16 protein-coding genes are annotated in these 15,126 nt (G+C 46.0%); 12 read left to right on the top strand and 4 right to left on the bottom strand.

Going from position 1 to position 15,126, the window contains the following annotated elements; translation table 11 throughout:
• The first annotated feature begins 158 nt into the window (after nucleotides 1-158).
• The 10 genes from H2P46_RS22540 to H2P46_RS22495 all read left to right on the top strand — a co-directional run bounded on the left by H2P46_RS22540 (nucleotide 159) and on the right by H2P46_RS22495 (nucleotide 7,343).
• Complete coding sequence (locus H2P46_RS22540) at nucleotides 159-740, top strand: acyltransferase family protein (RefSeq protein WP_193406982.1); 582 nt, start codon at nucleotides 159-161, stop codon at nucleotides 738-740.
• A gap of 124 nt (nucleotides 741-864) precedes the next feature.
• Nucleotides 865-1,293 (top strand): type IV pilus biogenesis protein PilM, encoded by a 429-nt coding sequence (pilM, locus tag H2P46_RS22535; RefSeq protein ID WP_193406981.1) that lies wholly within the window; start codon nucleotides 865-867, stop codon nucleotides 1,291-1,293.
• 4 nt (nucleotides 1,294-1,297) lie between these two features.
• Nucleotides 1,298-1,906, top strand: a complete 609-nt coding sequence (locus H2P46_RS22530) for a prepilin peptidase (RefSeq protein WP_193406980.1) — start codon at nucleotides 1,298-1,300, stop codon at nucleotides 1,904-1,906.
• Nucleotides 1,894-2,373: a lytic transglycosylase domain-containing protein gene (locus tag H2P46_RS22525; protein WP_193406979.1), complete on the top strand. Its 480-nt coding sequence runs from the start codon at nucleotides 1,894-1,896 to the stop codon at nucleotides 2,371-2,373. Before H2P46_RS22530 ends, H2P46_RS22525 begins: the two co-directional genes overlap by 13 nt.
• A 466-nt stretch (nucleotides 2,374-2,839) precedes the next feature.
• Nucleotides 2,840-3,127, top strand: a complete 288-nt coding sequence (locus H2P46_RS22520; RefSeq protein WP_193406978.1) for a hypothetical protein — start codon at nucleotides 2,840-2,842, stop codon at nucleotides 3,125-3,127.
• 46 nt (nucleotides 3,128-3,173) lie between these two features.
• Nucleotides 3,174-3,611, top strand: a complete 438-nt coding sequence (locus H2P46_RS22515; protein ID WP_338103684.1) for a hypothetical protein — start codon at nucleotides 3,174-3,176, stop codon at nucleotides 3,609-3,611.
• Between the two features lie 274 nt (nucleotides 3,612-3,885).
• Nucleotides 3,886-4,413, top strand: coding sequence for a hypothetical protein (locus H2P46_RS22510; RefSeq protein ID WP_193406977.1), 528 nt, complete (start codon nucleotides 3,886-3,888; stop codon nucleotides 4,411-4,413).
• Between the two features lie 477 nt (nucleotides 4,414-4,890).
• On the top strand, nucleotides 4,891-5,325 hold the full coding sequence (gene umuD / locus H2P46_RS22505) for a translesion error-prone DNA polymerase V autoproteolytic subunit (protein ID WP_193406976.1): 435 nt from the start codon (nucleotides 4,891-4,893) through the stop codon (nucleotides 5,323-5,325).
• Nucleotides 5,325-6,590: a translesion error-prone DNA polymerase V subunit UmuC gene (umuC, locus tag H2P46_RS22500; protein WP_193406975.1), complete on the top strand. Its 1,266-nt coding sequence runs from the start codon at nucleotides 5,325-5,327 to the stop codon at nucleotides 6,588-6,590. The genes umuD and umuC overlap by 1 nt, the downstream gene beginning before the upstream one ends.
• A gap of 222 nt (nucleotides 6,591-6,812) precedes the next feature.
• Nucleotides 6,813-7,343: a single-stranded DNA-binding protein gene (locus H2P46_RS22495; RefSeq protein WP_193406974.1), complete on the top strand. Its 531-nt coding sequence runs from the start codon at nucleotides 6,813-6,815 to the stop codon at nucleotides 7,341-7,343.
• Between the two features lie 522 nt (nucleotides 7,344-7,865).
• On the opposite strand, the gene H2P46_RS22490 is transcribed toward H2P46_RS22495, so the two are convergent.
• The 4 genes from H2P46_RS22490 to H2P46_RS22475 all read right to left on the bottom strand — a co-directional run bounded on the left by H2P46_RS22490 (nucleotide 7,866) and on the right by H2P46_RS22475 (nucleotide 10,705).
• Nucleotides 7,866-8,906 (bottom strand): IS481 family transposase, encoded by a 1,041-nt coding sequence (locus tag H2P46_RS22490; RefSeq protein ID WP_193406973.1) that lies wholly within the window; start codon nucleotides 8,904-8,906, stop codon nucleotides 7,866-7,868.
• A 110-nt stretch (nucleotides 8,907-9,016) separates the two neighbouring features.
• Entirely contained in the window at nucleotides 9,017-9,580 is a 564-nt protein-coding gene (locus tag H2P46_RS22485; RefSeq protein WP_193406972.1) for a hypothetical protein, read from the bottom strand.
• 11 nt (nucleotides 9,581-9,591) lie between these two features.
• Complete coding sequence (gene stbB / locus H2P46_RS22480; RefSeq protein ID WP_193406971.1) at nucleotides 9,592-10,299, bottom strand: StbB family protein; 708 nt, start codon at nucleotides 10,297-10,299, stop codon at nucleotides 9,592-9,594.
• 1 nt (nucleotide 10,300) lies between these two features.
• A complete protein-coding gene (locus tag H2P46_RS22475) occupies nucleotides 10,301-10,705 on the bottom strand; it encodes a hypothetical protein (RefSeq protein WP_193406970.1) in 405 nt (134 codons plus the stop codon).
• Between the two features lie 298 nt (nucleotides 10,706-11,003).
• Between H2P46_RS22475 and H2P46_RS22470 the strand changes: the two genes are divergently transcribed.
• Together H2P46_RS22470 and H2P46_RS22465 are read left to right on the top strand one after the other, a co-directional pair.
• Nucleotides 11,004-11,351, top strand: a complete 348-nt coding sequence (locus H2P46_RS22470; RefSeq protein WP_193406969.1) for a plasmid mobilization protein — start codon at nucleotides 11,004-11,006, stop codon at nucleotides 11,349-11,351.
• Nucleotides 11,335-14,934: an LPD7 domain-containing protein gene (locus H2P46_RS22465; RefSeq protein ID WP_193406968.1), complete on the top strand. Its 3,600-nt coding sequence runs from the start codon at nucleotides 11,335-11,337 to the stop codon at nucleotides 14,932-14,934. The genes H2P46_RS22470 and H2P46_RS22465 overlap by 17 nt, the downstream gene beginning before the upstream one ends.
• The last annotated feature ends 192 nt before the right edge of the window (nucleotides 14,935-15,126 follow it).

Genomic DNA, 15,126 nt, shown 5'->3' with positions numbered 1-15,126 from the left:
GTGTAAAACACTAATCTCCACTCTGGTCTCCAATGTCATCATTGGCAGTGCCTTAAAACTGCCATTTTTACCCTAGGTGGGTCAGATTTACATCGGCAGGTGGGCCAGTTTTACATCGGTAGCGACAGCTATTTACTCGAAGGCTACTGTGTGGGTTTTTGATATTCTCTATCACGCTAATTCTGCTCCCTGCTTTTATATGGGGCGGTGTAAGCTTAGAACCTTCAGGTTATCCGGCAAAGCTGGCAATACTTGGGCTGGTAACAAATCCGATGATTTGGCTATTCCTTTTAGGTGCTGCAATCGGGGCGACACTCCCATATCTCAGATGGCTACCTCCCCAGTTAATGGCGTGTGCTGCTGTAGTCGCGCTGATTGCTGCTGGCTACCTGTTTAGTCACGGGATGTATGCAGGTCATGGGTTGCTTAGTTCTGGATGGGTGTATGGAATTATCCTTCTATGTGTTGTCTTATCAGAAAGTGTAATTGGCAAGTTTGTGCCATCATTTTTGATAGGTCTAGGTAATATATCTTTTTCGCTGTATCTCATTCATACACTTATGAATACCGGCATAGGGAAAAGATTTGAAAGTGTCGGGATTGAGGACGGCTATACAAGATTTGCTGTGTCAGTTTTCATTTCGATTATTCTTGCCTGGCTTTCGTGGAGATATATAGAGCGTCCATTTATTCGAACCGGTAAAAAGATGAATGTTTCTGTTAAGAATGAAATGGCCTGAATAAGTTAATAAAGTTGGCCATCCCTTCTTATTAATAATATCAGTCAATAAATAGCAAACCACCTGCAGTAATGCAGGTGGTTTCTACACATCAAACCTACCCTATCTGTCCAGGTGATTAAAAATGAAATCTTCTCTATTCTTTGCTGCCGCGTTGATCGCGGCGGTCAGCATATTGTTGTCCTGTGTAAGCAGCACGCGACAGGAGCACTTCGACAATGTGAAAAAGGAGCAGCTGGCGGGACAGTTCCTGAATTACGTTTCTGCGTTTAACGATTTATATGCATCGGGCACGCCTGCTGATGGGGATGCCATCGATAGGGTAATGCTTCCGGGGTGGCTTCCAAAAAGCAGCACTATTCAGCTCCGCATTAGCAACGGTGCAGGTTATGCCTTTGCCCCAGCCTCACCGGGGCTGTACACGCAGCTGCTACATGAAACAGAAAACAGTTCGCACTTCGGTATATCTGATGCTGCTGGCATTAACACGCCATCTGGACGGCTTACCCGTCCTAACTTCATTCCTGCTGGATACGTAGTTTATGTGAGGTAAAACAATGCTGATCATCTTAGGTGTACTGATATTTTCCGTAATGCTAGCGTTTAATCTGCCGGTGCTGTACGCGAGCGCAAAACTAGCTGCTGCTGAGTCCAGTGCGGATACAACTGCAGAGCCTGAACGTGTCCGTATACGCCCATTTATGGCGGTGTTAATTCTATGCAGCGGCGTGATACCGGTGTGGATGATGACTCACAATCCGATGCTAACGCTCTTTATATTGATGCTGGGAAGTGCGGCCTATATTGACTATGTGACGCAGTGGGTTCCGGATATATTGATCTTCATCCTTTCATGGGTGTCACTTGTGGCGCTGTTGCCTGGCGGACCTAACTCATTAAGAGTGCTCGCAGGTGCAGCTGTTATGATCTTGCCAGCTATTGCTCTCAACCTCTTCACCTGGCAACGTTCGCAACCAACCACCTTTGCCTCTGGCGACTTATACATACTACCCGCTGTAGGATTGTGGTTAGCGCCTGAATGGGCCGGTGTATGTATGGCCATTAGCTTAATGCTGACATTCATTGCCTGCCGCTACGTGCGTGAGGTGCCATTTATCACAGTGCTCTTTCCGGTGTTCGTGGTGGTATCGATATGTGGCGCGTAATGATTGTATGTTTGATGCTCGCGATAACTACCGGCACAGCGCGAGCCGCCAGTGTGCCGCCAGATATTGCCCAGTGCTTCCGTGAGGCAGGAATAAAATTCAGTATCAACTGGCGGTTGTTGTGGGCAATTGCAGAAGTAGAGAGCAGCATGAATCCGGGAGCTATTGGGCTGAACAAGAAAAATGGCCGAGTGTTAAGTGAGGATATAGGAATGATGCAAATCAATTCATCTTGGCTACCAACTCTTAAATCAATGGGCATCACGCGCGAGATGCTGCTAAGTAATCCATGCCAGAACATTCATGTTGGAGCGTGGATACTGGCTAAGAACATTGCACAAAATGGTGTTAACTGGACGTCGGTAGGCGCATACAATGCCGGGTTTAAGAACGCCAATGAGCCGTTCAGGATGCGCTATGCACGAAAAGTGTATGATCGATTTATTGAGATGACCGGCGAGGGGTAAATTTTAGCGGAAACGTCGCTATTTAACATAATAGCTCTATTGCGATCCTCGGTTTCCCTACTCGCAACCATTCCGACTCGTAAGCCTCAAAAGTAGTAATTATCATGAGCCAAATCCAGCTTAAAAATTGTTGCTAAATTGTTATCAAAAATCACGTTCACAGTTTGGTGCCAAATTCAGGGTGAAATGCCCGTTTTCAACAATCTTCCGTATCTCTATGCAGATCATGAGTGTTAGAAGTTCTCAGCCGATACCGAGACTTTACGCTTCCTCATTCCGGCTGTTCGTTCCTCGCTGCGCTGCGGTACGCCTCAGCCAGAATTTGCGGCGAGCGTTGCCGAATAAAAAATAGGATCTTTGCGCCTATATTTATTGATAAATAGGATCAAAGATCCTATAATGATTCTCACGGTGGCAACAGAAAGTCACTCGTTCCGAGAAGGCTAAGCCGCCGATAAGGATACGAATGAAACTCTCTGATTTAGCGACCATCCGGACGAACTTTCCTGAGGCAGATTTTTGGCTAGTTCGCCGGGGCTCTTTAAAAACTTGTGGCCAGCCTGTTCGGGAATTTAACCCTGAACACATCGGAGTGAAGGTTGAAAGAACAGATCTTCTGTTACCTGACTATCTCTACTACTGCATGCAGCATCTTCACACTTCAAGAGTGTGGGAGCCACTGGCCACAGGAACACTGAGCCTGGTCAATATCAGGGTTTCAGACGTTGGAAATATCGCGCTGAAACAACGTTAATAAAGGCGGGGGAAACCCCGCCCTTTAACGAATTTGGAGGTTAATCGTGGAAATAGAGTTACCCGACATGGGATCACAAAAAGAATTTGTGCGCCGTGAGAACGTCCGTAAGGCATGTATGGACTTGGAAAAAGGACTAGATGCACCACGCATGCCCGGACCTGAACAATTCAACTATCGCGCTTACAGCACTAAACATCTGCTACCCGAATCAGAAGGATGGGAAGCCCCAGCGCACGAAGTTGTTAATGCCTGGTTTGAGCACTTCAAAAGTACCTTTTCTGAATATTCATCTGATTTGAAGCTTGGGCAGCTGCTTGGGCTAAAAGGAGGTAACGGTAACGGAGATCGCCGGATGCGAGCCTTTAGGCTGGGCGAACGTCCGGTGCCCTACGGAGTATGGCGGAGATTTCTTATCATGACCGGGCGTGTTAATCAGGAAATTATACCAACGTTGGTGATAATTGAAGATTCCGAATTCTAAACGTTTAAAAATGGGAAAGATTGGGGGTTGTAATTTAATGAATATTAAAATTGTTGCGAACAGCGCATTTATATTTTTTTTGCTATTTGGACTGATGGTAAATAGCTATAAACCTGTGGGTTTATTCTGGACAGATATGTTGGGTACGTTTCTTATGCCGTTCTTAACAGCTGGCTCCGGTTCTATTTTTATCTACACTCTTCTTTTCTGGTATGAAAAAACGCGGTACGGCGGAACCTGTAAACTCGATAAAGATTTATGATAGAGGTTATAAATGGAAGATAATCATTATACTAATGATAGCGCCCTGACATACCGGATTTCTTGGCTTGGCTATATAAAACCAGTGATCTTACTAGCAGTCGTTTCGTCTTTATGCGCCGGTGTAATTTTAGCAAGGGATTATGGCTCAACTGCGATGCAGTCACAGCTTGCTAGTCCGTTATTTGTTATTGCTCCTGCCTGCGTGGTACTGGTAGCTCTAATCAGCTTTGCTTTGAAAATATACTATCTCCGAACTCTGCGCTTAATCATCAACGGTGATGGAGTGTATTTGTTCAAGGGCATATTCCCCTGGACCAAAGGCACTACCGGCACACTATGGCAGGATATTGCTGATGCACAATATTTTCCTGGTTTTATTGCATGGCTGACAAAAACCTACAGCATCCAAGTTAGGTTTCGTTTCAACAAGTCGAACGAAACATTCGTGCCCTACATATGGAATGGCAATCGGGCCGTGATCACAATCAACCAAACGTTACAGGAACGCGCACGGACCGGACAGGACAGGCGAAATTGATTATGAAAAACACGCGGCAGCTCATGAGGTAGTTGCTGCCCTGCCCCGCCATCGCGCGGGGTTATCTAAGTCACGTAGCAAAAAAATTATTCGTCATCGCAGCTTTCGTTACATCCCGATTGTATACTTCAATTCAAATTGTCTTAATGCTATGATCTCGGAAAATATCTAATCATCATTTCTACGTTGGAGCTGCTCAGCTTCGACCTGCGGAAGCATGGACACAAATCTTGCTCTCCTTGAATAATCGCTGTCTAGCACACCGTGTGTTTACTGTATGCCGCGTGCTACTCTTTGCCAGCTGGCGCGGACACCTCAACCGACCAGGGCAGGGGTTAAATAAACTGTAACGCTGCGCCAGCGCCTTTTCTTTGTTGTCTTAACACTGACTTACGTTGTGAACCTCTTAATCATATTGACGAGTCCTGAAAACTCTCAATAATACTGTTTATACATACAGCATTATTGAGAGTCATCATGTTGCAATTTTATCCACTTTCTTCATCGCCGGTGGCAATCACCGCCCCACTCTATCTGGAGTCGTGCCAGGCTGGATTTCCATCGCCTGCGGCTGACTACGTAGAACAACAGCTGGATTTGAACGATTACTGTATCCGCCACCCCGCCGCAACGTTCTTTGTACGGGCATCAGGAAAGTCGATGTCGGATATAGGGTTAAAAGATGGCGATCTAATGGTTGTAGACAGGTCTGAAACACCTTGTCACGGCGATATTGTGATCGCGGCAATCGAAGGTGACTTTACTGTTAAGAAGCTGCTGCTATCCCCCAGGGAACCACGTGTAACGCTGCAGCCTATGAACCCTGATTTTTGCCCAATTTATCCTGATCCAGACACGCTTGAGATATTTGGCGTGGTGATGTTTTTCCTGCACAAAACACGGGGCGAATAATGTTTGCGCTTGTCGATGTGAACAGGTTTTACGCCAGCTGTGAAAAGGCGTTCCGGCCCGATCTACGCGATGAGCCAGTGATTGTTCTTTCGAATAACGATGGCTGTGTTATTGCTCGAAGCAGAGAAGCTAGTGATCTGGGCATTCGAATGGGAGATCCGTGGTTCAAAGTGAGGAAACAGGATTTTCCAAGAAAAGTTCACGCATTTAGCTCTAATTATGCCCTGTATGCGGATATGTCCAATAGGGTGATGACTCTATTACGGGCAATTGCACCGCGCATGGAGGTTTACAGCATCGATGAAGCCTTTTTAGACGTCCGGGGCATCGATTTCTGTACTGACTATGAGACGTTTGGCCGGAGAGTCCGGGCCGACGTTAAAGCGGCGACGGGACTTACAGTCGGTATCGGTATGGGCCTAACCAAAACGCTTGCAAAAAGTGCTCAGTGGAGCAGCAAAGAGTGGCCACAATTTGGCGGGGTTCTGGCCATAACCTCAAGCACCCGTGCCGAGAAGATGCTTGCACGGCAGCCGGTAGGTGAAATATGGGGTGTTGGTAGCAGGATTGCCAAAAAACTTAACGCTATGGGCATTCAAACCGCGCTGGATCTCTCTCGTGCTAACCTGGCAATGATTCGGCGTCATTTTTCAGTAGTTTTGGAGCGCACCGTTCGGGAATTAAATGGAGAAAGCTGCATTGGTCTGGAAGAAGTACCACCGGCTAAACAGCAGATCGTGTGCTCTCGTTCGTTCGGAGAGCGAATAATGGACTATGAACAGATGCGGCAAGCGATATGTCAGCATGCCGAACGAGCAGCAGTTAAGTTGCGCGGAGAACGCCAGCATTGCACTCAGGTTTGCGCATTTATCAAAACCTCGCCATTTACTCCGGGTGAGACATACTACGGAAATATGGCAGCTGAAACGCTCTCAACACCTACTCGCGACACGCGCGAAATTATCGAAGCCGCAATGAGGGCTCTGGATACGATTTGGCGTGACGGGCACCGATTCGCAAAAGCAGGCGTCATGCTTAACCATTTCACACCATCTGGAGTATCTCAGCTGAATCTATTTGATGAAATGCGACCCAAGCCGAATAGCGAGCAGCTGATGAAAGTCATAGATGATATCAATCAGTCCGGACTCGGAAATGTTTGGTTTGCAGGTCGTGGAATAGCCCCTAAGTGGCAGATGAAGCGTGAAATGCTATCACCAGCATATACGACACGGTGGAAGGATCTACCAGTGGCCAAATTATGAAAGTACGCTGCAAATTAAACATAACTGTGCTTCTTTAATTTAGGAGCACATTATTATCAAGAGTATGTTTGACACTCAGCATATTCACTATCCTCATTTATTTTTCCGAAATCACTCTACAGGCGCTTCTTTAACAGGCAGCGCCTGATTCCTCACGTCGCAATAAAGCGGCGAATCAATAAATCTGGCGCATCTGACGATGTGGCCATAAGGAGAATTAACATGGCATCAAGAGGTGTTAACAAAGTTATCCTTGTCGGCAATCTTGGACAAGATCCCGAAGTTCGTTATATGCCAAACGGTGGAGCAGTGGCTAATCTCACGCTGGCCACGTCAGAGAGCTGGCGTGATAAAACAACCGGCGAAAACAAAGAAAATACGGAATGGCACCGTGTTGTACTGTTTGGAAAATTAGCAGAGGTGGCTGGTGAATATCTGCGTAAAGGTTCTCAGGTTTACATCGAAGGCCAGCTGCGTACCCGTAAATGGACGGATCAAAGTGGACAGGATAAATACACTACCGAAGTTGTAGTAAACGTTGGCGGTACTATGCAAATGCTGGGAGGACGTCAGCAGGGGGCGAACGCCGGTGGCACCACAGGCAACGGTCAAAATGGGGGTAATAACAATGGCTGGGGCCAACCTCAGCAGCCTCAGAGCGCTGGCAACCAATTCAGCGGGAACGGTCAGCCACAAAATGCACCGGCAAGTAATGAACCGCCCATGGATTTTGACGACGATATACCTTTCTAGAGATCGAATATACATGAGCGACGGGATATGCAGAGATTACTTTGAATCCGCTGAAAGTTGCACAATATCAAAAAAAAGAGCCCTGTTAGAACTCAAAAGGCATAATTGCTGCACAGAGGAAGATATTGCCGAGTTCTACGGGGAACTTTCAGAGCGAGATATATATCGCGCTCAAGAGGTATTACGCTGGCTAGGATATTAGAAATACAGCGGGTAGGTAATGCAATTTAGAATGCCCGAAGGGCATATAAGGCGCGAGAAATGGTTAAATATACATAGGGAGTAAAATCGCGCCGAAACCCCTATAAAAGGGCTTGTATAACGCACGGGAGAGCGCACGCGCCCCCTGACAAGCCGCTTTGCGAAGCCTCTGCATAATCAGCAAAGAAGAAGGTGAACGGTCGGAGACTGAAGAAACTGGAAGCGATTTCATGGGAACTGCAGAATTCACAGTTCCCATTATATGTACTAGCTCAGACCTGATCTGACAGTTACCGGTTATTTATACAGGTGTCTGTCAGATTAAATCTGGTTCAGATTCTTTTCTGCCCAGACCCGTTTTCCATCAAGTAACGTGGCCATTGGCGTACGCCCGCAGCACATTTTCCCCTGATGAGTTCGCTCATTATTGTAATGCCACAACCAGTTGTCCAGATCCATTTGCAGGCTCTCCAGGTCTGCATATAGCTTCTTGCGGAACGTAACCTGATAAAACTCCTGCAAAATGGTTTTATGGAAGCGCTCGCAGATACCGTTCGTCTGCGGGGACATCGCTTTCGTTTTCGTATGGTCGATATCGTTGATGGCCAGATACAGCTGATAATCATGTTGCTCTACTTTACCGCAGTACTCTGTGCCCCTGTCGGTCAGTATTCTCAGCATCGGCAGCCCCTGAGCCTCATAGAACGGCAGTACCCGATCATTAAGCAGGTCGGCTGCAGTGATCGGCGTTTTACTCGTATACAGCTTGCAGTGAGCCATTTTCGAGTACGTATCCACGAACGTCTGCTGGTAGATGCGGCCAACGCCGTTCAGATTCCCAACGTAGAAGGAGGCCTGCGACCCCAGATAACCCGGGTGAGCCGTTTCGATTTCACCGCAGGCTTCGTCATCGTGCACCTTCTTCTCCAGTGCGGCGATTTGAGCATCGGTAAGCACAATGCCTTCTCTGGCGACCTTTTCCGTAAGCGCCTTCAGCCGCTTACGGAAGTTCTCCAGGTCATGTCGTTGCCAGATGGAGCGCACGCCGCTGCCGGAGATAAACACGCCTTTTTTACGCAGCTCATTACTGGTCCGGTGCTGACCGTGGGCCGGGAACTCAACGGCGTACTCAACAACCGCCCGTTCAGTGGCTTCATCGGCCCGATTCTTCAGGTTGGGTACCCGACGGTTTTGATTAACCAGCGCGTCAATGCCGCCTTCTTCAGCTAGCTCCTGGTAGCGGTAGAATGTGTCGCGTGACACCCCCATGATTTTACAGGCTTTTGATACGTTACCGAGTTCTTCGGCCAGATTGAGCAGGCCGGCTTTGTGTTTGATGATGGGATTGTTAGTATGAAGCATGAGAGTTACCTCGTGTTTTGTATAAGGATTAGACACCCATATCAAAACCGGTAACTCTCAACCTTTCAAGGTCCAGTGTCAGATCAAGTCGCGACTAATACACATTATAATCATTTTCTGAATTTATTACGTACATCGTCTGGTAAAGACATTATTATTTTCTGCTGTTCTTGATAGGCTTCAAAGATTCCAACGCTCCTTTGTTCCCAGTTTTTAGATTGGAGATAAAGAGTGGTCATACCCCAGCCGGATAACAGAATCACCAGAACCGTTATTGCAGCAAATAGATAGCATAATTTTTTATACTGATTGCCGAAATAAGATGGAAATTTTTGCAAAGTATCTTGCAGGTTAGTGGCGATTTTTTCTGTCTTTTGTATCTCATTACCAACAGCACGTGAAAAACATTCTTCAATTACTGTTCGTGTTTCTTTATCAAGTTTTTCAACCTGTAGTTCCGAGACGGCTTTCAACGCATTCTCTGTATCACGTCGCAGCGCTTGAGCTGTTTTTTCCGCTTCTTCAACGGAATTAGCAATGTGATCTAAAGACTCCCGAAGGGAGCCTTTTAGATTTACTGGAAGCCGCTTTATTTCATCATGTACAGCGCCTAAGTCACCTAATAATTCGATGATTAGTGCATCACGGGCTGTTCTAGGGTTTTCAGTGACCATAGTTTAACCTCTTATGCGAAAAGAGAACCGTACACTTCATCAAGGTTACGTTTTACACTTTTTGATAATGCTTTCAAACCGTGCATATCTGCCCATTGATTGCGTTCTTTCTCTGATGCTTCACGGTTAGTACGAAGCATAGCTTTGTAATCATTTGGGTCATTAAGAATTGTATCAATAGTCAAACCTTTTACAGATAGTGCATCAAACAATTCTGTTTCCCAAATAGCACACTTTTGGTTCGCGATAAAACTTTTTTCTTTTTTACAGAATCCGACAACATACGGGAATTCATCTACTACATCAGCTGATACACGGTTAAATACAACACGTATTTTTTCAGGTGGAACACCAATTGAAGAAAGTGCATCAACCATTGAAATTGTTTCTTTCTGCTCTTTAGTGCCACTTGTTACGGGTACGATAAAATAATCAATTTCTTCATGAGAGTCATCGAACTTAACCATATTACTCATGAACTCTTCAATGTTCGATGCGCCAACATCAATAATTGCATTATCTTCAAGCATAATCTTTTTGAAAAGTTCGCGGAATTTATTTCCCTTCATCTTTTCAACATCGATGCCCAATGATGCAGCAGTTTCGTTAATAGATTCGATTGCAAAGATTGGTGCGTTGTCCATGCGCGGGGCAAGTAAATGTGCCGCCAGTGTGGTTTTGCCAACAGTACCAGTCCAGTTAAGAATAGTTACGATCATATTAATCTCCGTTTTTAAGTTCGTCTAAATCAATGTGGCGGTTTCGCAAATTTTTTAGATCGCCTGGGTTACTGACTTTCTTTTTCGCTGCAATATTTTGCTTTTTCTCATTATCGGCTAGCGGGATTTTTTTCGTGCTGATAATGCTGTCTTTTATTGCCGATTTTTTTGCAGATGGTTCATTTTTCCGGCGCGTTCTACCGTACATATTTGATGCGGTACGAGCATCTAAGGTAACGCCAGTTTCTTGCTTAATTATTTCAACAATCTTTTCCCATGAGACGATTTCCTTTACCTGCGTCAAATCGTCATAGCATGCGTTGAATGCTGCCTGCTTACTCTTTATGTCTGGATTCCTAAGTAGCTCAAGCAGGCTGCTTAGCTTTTGCTTTATAGAATCATCCATCAATGCCCCCGTTTGCTAGGTGATGTATGAAATGTAGGTGATTTATGTGTGACTGTCAACCGGTAGTGATGAAATGTGTGTGAAAAGTGATGATATTTGTATGATTGCTCGATTTGCGTGATGTGCATTGTGTGTGATTTGTGTGTGAAAGAAACCGCTGCCTAACTTAACAAGGGCACGTTCCCGATTGTATACGGAATGGCAAGCCATCCCGTATCCAACCGACGCGCCAAAGGGGGTACCCCTTTGAAACCCCCGCTGCGCGGGCTGAAACTTCGTTGATCATCAGGGCTTATTTATGTCGGTAAAAAAAACTAAAGACAGGGTGCTCACCTGCCGCGTTTCTCATGAAGATTTCGAAAAGCTGGAGCAGATGATCGCCGATGCTGGCATGTCTAAGTCTGAATATTTTCGCGACGTCGTTATCAATCAAAAGGCTGAAATCAATGTCGTCGTAAAAGATATGCAATCTTTGATATTTTACTACAACAAAGCCAGCAATAACTTAAATCAATTAGCGCATAAAGCAAATTCAGCTCATCTTGAAAATCGAATTTCTGAAAGCCTTTATGGACGCATTCTCAATGCTCTTATTGATATCCGCACCATTTTGTTAAGAGGGGTAGAAGATGCTGATAAGGGTTAGTGGTTATAATGCTGGCGTTAAAGAATATCTGGAAGAGGGGGTTAAAAATGGTCGGGATTACTCAAGAGATGAACTTGACGAGCGTGTAATTTTAGACGGGGATTTAAATCTTACCGACCGAATTTATAAATCCATACCCGACAGAGGGCAGAACCGTTACACCACTTTTACCCTTTCCTTTCGTGAAGATGAAATTCCTAATCACGTCTTGCAGTCAATTACTAAAGAGTTCCGAGATTTTATGATGTATGCATACGAAGAGGATGAATATAACTTCTATGCTGAGGCCCATATACCAAAGATTAAAGAAGTCTTTGACAAAAGAACTGGCGAGAAAATTGAGCGCAAGCCACATATTCATATTGTGGTTCCTAAAGTTAATCTCTTGTCGGGCAGAGTGAACGATGTAATTGGTGATCCAAATAGTACTGAAAAATATCTTGAGGCTTTTCAAGAGTACATAAATCAAAAGTACGATCTGGCGTCACCTCGTGAACATGTTCGTGTCAATCCTTATAATTCCGCTGATGTTCTTTCTCGGTATAAAGGAGATGATTTCAGAGGGAAGAATAGAGAGTTCAAACAAAACCTTGTTAAGGAAGTAATCGATTCAGATATTAGAACTCGTCATGATTTCTATAGCGCGGTTGCTAGGTATGGTGAAACCAAGATTCGTAATCATGGAAAGGATAATGAATATATCGCTGTTAAGTTAGAGGGCGATGAAAAATTCACCAATCTCAAAGAAATAATTTTCAATGACAACTTTATAGCGGAGAGAAAACTTTCTAAACCACCATTGGCTAAAAACATTATTGCTGACCGTCTTCACGAATGGCCAATGCGCTCAAAGGAAATTAAATACGTTGCGAAAGCGAGTAAATCATTCAGGGACAATTACTACAGTCTTTCGAGTGTTAGTGAAAAGGTGAATAAGCTCGCAGAAGAACAGTTTACTTTTTATGAAAAATTTGGAGGTCAACATGAGTTACACCCTTCCGAGCGGGCGGGCAGTCACCAGCGAAGTTCTGCTGAAACTGGAAGAGGACGGCATGCCGGGGTTACCCATAGCATGCAAAGTGTGTCCAGCAGCGATGTGGCAGCTGACCGGCAAACCAGAGTCACCACAGGCGCGGTGTTTCTGCCGGGTAATGCACGTGTTTACGTGGAGCAATCAGCAACAGGAGGAGATTCTGGACTGCGATCTGATCTATATGTCCGAAGAACAGGCAGAACAGAAGCGAATCGAGAAAGAGATCAGACAGGACGAGAAGGACGAGAGAGAGCGGCGGAAGGAGCGGGAGAGGCTCGAGAAAGAACAGAGAGCTATCGAGAGAGAGAAACGCAGGCAGGAACGGGAGCAGAAGGAAGCTCAGAACAAACGGGACCGGGAGGAGAAAGAGCAATCTCGCAAGGAGGAACGAGCTCAGGAGGCAGCCGACAAAGCCGAGCGAGCGCGGATCAGGGAAGAGAAGAAACTGCAGAAGACCACTCCTCCGCCGGTGTCTACCCCAACGATAACGGAAGTCGCGAAGCATACCGATACACCGGTGTTCCAGAACTGGGCCGATCAGATTCCACATTCACCGTCAGAGGAGGATCTGGACCAGGAAACCGACAGTTAGGGATTCCCGTTTACGCTCGCAATACCAGAAGAGTTGCTGACATTAAGGCGATTGAGCGCAATAGCGACAGGGTATTTGGCGGCACTGCTAGCGAACGTCCGCGTGGACAAAATCAGGTCAGGCTTATACGGCGCCTGATGCCTAAAGCCCCTAAAGATGCCTCTTATGTTGCTGCCTGCCTGCAACGCAGACAGGAACAAAACACGCTCTCAAGCCCGCAGCGTAGAGCCCTGTATCAGGCAGATCAGAAGTATTTCCAGGCACGCAGAACAATCATCAGCGATACGCGGCTCAGTTCGAAAGATAAAACCCAATTTTTAGCCGTTCTCATGTTTGAACGACTTAAAGCGCATCAGCTTATTAAAGAGCCGTATCCACACAACCAGCAAGAGGACTATGCAATGAGCAGTGAAAATATCAGGAGTAAAATGAAACCTGAACCGAAATACCGAAATACAGTAAGCGGTGCAGAGGAACCAGAGCAGGGACCGCAGGATGCTAAAGAGCGTTTCCGAAAGCTAAACCAACAGATAGAAAATGATTTAGGAGAACGGAGCCTGCGCGAAAAGGTCCGTATTATTACAGCTGCTGACCTTTATACGCGAAAAGCTAAGCTGAGCGATAATGTTCATTATCTGGATAACTCTTCACATAAAACCTTATTTATCGATACGGGTAAAACTATCGCCGTAAGTAAACATGGTTTAAGTGATTCCGCTGTGGCAGTCGCGCTAGAACTGGCTAAAGAAAAATTCGGCAGTACGCTTACGGTTAAAGGGACCGAATCATTCAAGAATACAGCTATAGAAGTTGTGGCTCAAAAAGGGCTCGATATTCATTTCACAGATAAAGAAATGAATCGTCGTCTTGCTGAGCGCAAGCAGGAGTTAGCACTTGAACGCGAAGGGCAGAATATTTCATCTGCAGAATCAGCCCGACCGGAATCACCGGCAGAGTTTAAAAAAGCATTTGACGAACTGGTAGCGGACTTCAACGGGCTTGCTAATAAATCCGATACGCTGGATGCAGCCAGTCTGGAGAAAGAGCTGAGTGCTCTCAGCAAGGAAAGCGCCGGACTGCGCAACTACTGGATGAGTTCGGATGATTTCACGCCAGATGCTGGGCTTGAAAACCGCAGTATAGAGCTTGAAGAGTCACTTCGGGAAACACTAAGTCAAAAGTACGATTCAGAACGCGCAGGTAAGGAAGTTGCTGAGTTTCATGCAACCTGGCAGAGCAACATTCAGAAGGATACACCCACAAGAACGCAGGAATTCGAGGCTGCATTTTCCGAAATTGAAAAGCTGTATGACATGCTGGATAAGAACGCTAAAAACCTCACTCCGGATGAACTGAGTGCTTACGCTGCCAGCGGGCGCGAGAAACGGGTCGAATTGTCCTCAACTTACTATGCACCTGAATTTAAAGCGCGGCTTGAAGGGATGGAGGATAAGCTTTCCAAAACCATTTCACAGATGGCCAGCCAGCAAAACGCCGGTCAGGACAAGCCTTCTCAGCAGTCACAAAAAGCCCAACAGCAACACACACAGAGCAGTAGACCAATTACGCATGAAGGTGTTTTGCTTGAACACGGCAGCGCCCCTTATAACTTTAAGCCTGACATGAGTAAGCCAGAAAATGAGCGTGACGATAGCTATTACGTCAAGCTGCAGGGACCGCGTGGAAGGGAAAAACTGGTTTGGGGCGTGACGCTGGAAAAAGCGGTTGAAGGTCTTGAGATCGGAGAGCGGGTTAGCCTTACGAACCTGGGTAAGGAAACCGTTGAGTGGGAGCAAAAACTTGCGAATGGCCAAACCGAGCAGAGAACCGGTGAGCGTGTTGCGTGGGAGGGCGTACCGTTGGATCGTGAGGTAAACATTGAAGAGTCACAGGCTCAGCAATATCAGGCTTATGAGCAATATCAGTCCACAGAAAGTGATGGTCCATCTGTTAACTAACCAGCGCTAAACAGGACGATTTATTTGTATTAGTCGCGACTTGATCTGACACTGGACCTTGAAAGGTGTCGCTACCGATGTAAAACTGGCCCACCTGCCGATGTAAATCTGACCCACCTAGGGTAAAAATGGCAGTTTTAAGGCACTGCCAATGATGACATTGGAGACCAGAGTGGAGATTAGTGTTTTACA

It is taken from the genome of Mixta mediterraneensis, assembly GCF_014946725.1.
GTDB classification, from domain to species: domain Bacteria; phylum Pseudomonadota; class Gammaproteobacteria; order Enterobacterales; family Enterobacteriaceae; genus Pantoea; species Pantoea mediterraneensis.
This window is presented reverse-complemented; position numbering and strand designations above follow the sequence as displayed.

Bases quoted from the DNA above. Each gene is read 5' to 3' on its own strand.
- H2P46_RS22530 (WP_193406980.1), top strand. From the start codon at position 1,298: ATGCTGATCATCTTAGGTGTACTGATATTTTCCGTAATGCTAGCGTTT.
- H2P46_RS22525 (WP_193406979.1), top strand. From the start codon at position 1,894: ATGTGGCGCGTAATGATTGTATGTTTGATGCTCGCGATAACTACCGGC.
- H2P46_RS22490 (WP_193406973.1), bottom strand. From the start codon at position 8,906: ATGCTTCATACTAACAATCCCATCATCAAACACAAAGCCGGCCTGCTC.
- umuC (WP_193406975.1), top strand. From the start codon at position 5,325: ATGTTTGCGCTTGTCGATGTGAACAGGTTTTACGCCAGCTGTGAAAAG.
- H2P46_RS22465 (WP_193406968.1), top strand. From the start codon at position 11,335: ATGCTGATAAGGGTTAGTGGTTATAATGCTGGCGTTAAAGAATATCTG.
- H2P46_RS22510 (WP_193406977.1), top strand. From the start codon at position 3,886: ATGGAAGATAATCATTATACTAATGATAGCGCCCTGACATACCGGATT.
- pilM (WP_193406981.1), top strand. From the start codon at position 865: ATGAAATCTTCTCTATTCTTTGCTGCCGCGTTGATCGCGGCGGTCAGC.
- umuD (WP_193406976.1), top strand. From the start codon at position 4,891: ATGTTGCAATTTTATCCACTTTCTTCATCGCCGGTGGCAATCACCGCC.
- H2P46_RS22475 (WP_193406970.1), bottom strand. From the start codon at position 10,705: ATGGATGATTCTATAAAGCAAAAGCTAAGCAGCCTGCTTGAGCTACTT.
- H2P46_RS22485 (WP_193406972.1), bottom strand. From the start codon at position 9,580: ATGGTCACTGAAAACCCTAGAACAGCCCGTGATGCACTAATCATCGAA.
- H2P46_RS22470 (WP_193406969.1), top strand. From the start codon at position 11,004: ATGTCGGTAAAAAAAACTAAAGACAGGGTGCTCACCTGCCGCGTTTCT.
- H2P46_RS22495 (WP_193406974.1), top strand. From the start codon at position 6,813: ATGGCATCAAGAGGTGTTAACAAAGTTATCCTTGTCGGCAATCTTGGA.
- H2P46_RS22520 (WP_193406978.1), top strand. From the start codon at position 2,840: ATGAAACTCTCTGATTTAGCGACCATCCGGACGAACTTTCCTGAGGCA.
- stbB (WP_193406971.1), bottom strand. From the start codon at position 10,299: ATGATCGTAACTATTCTTAACTGGACTGGTACTGTTGGCAAAACCACA.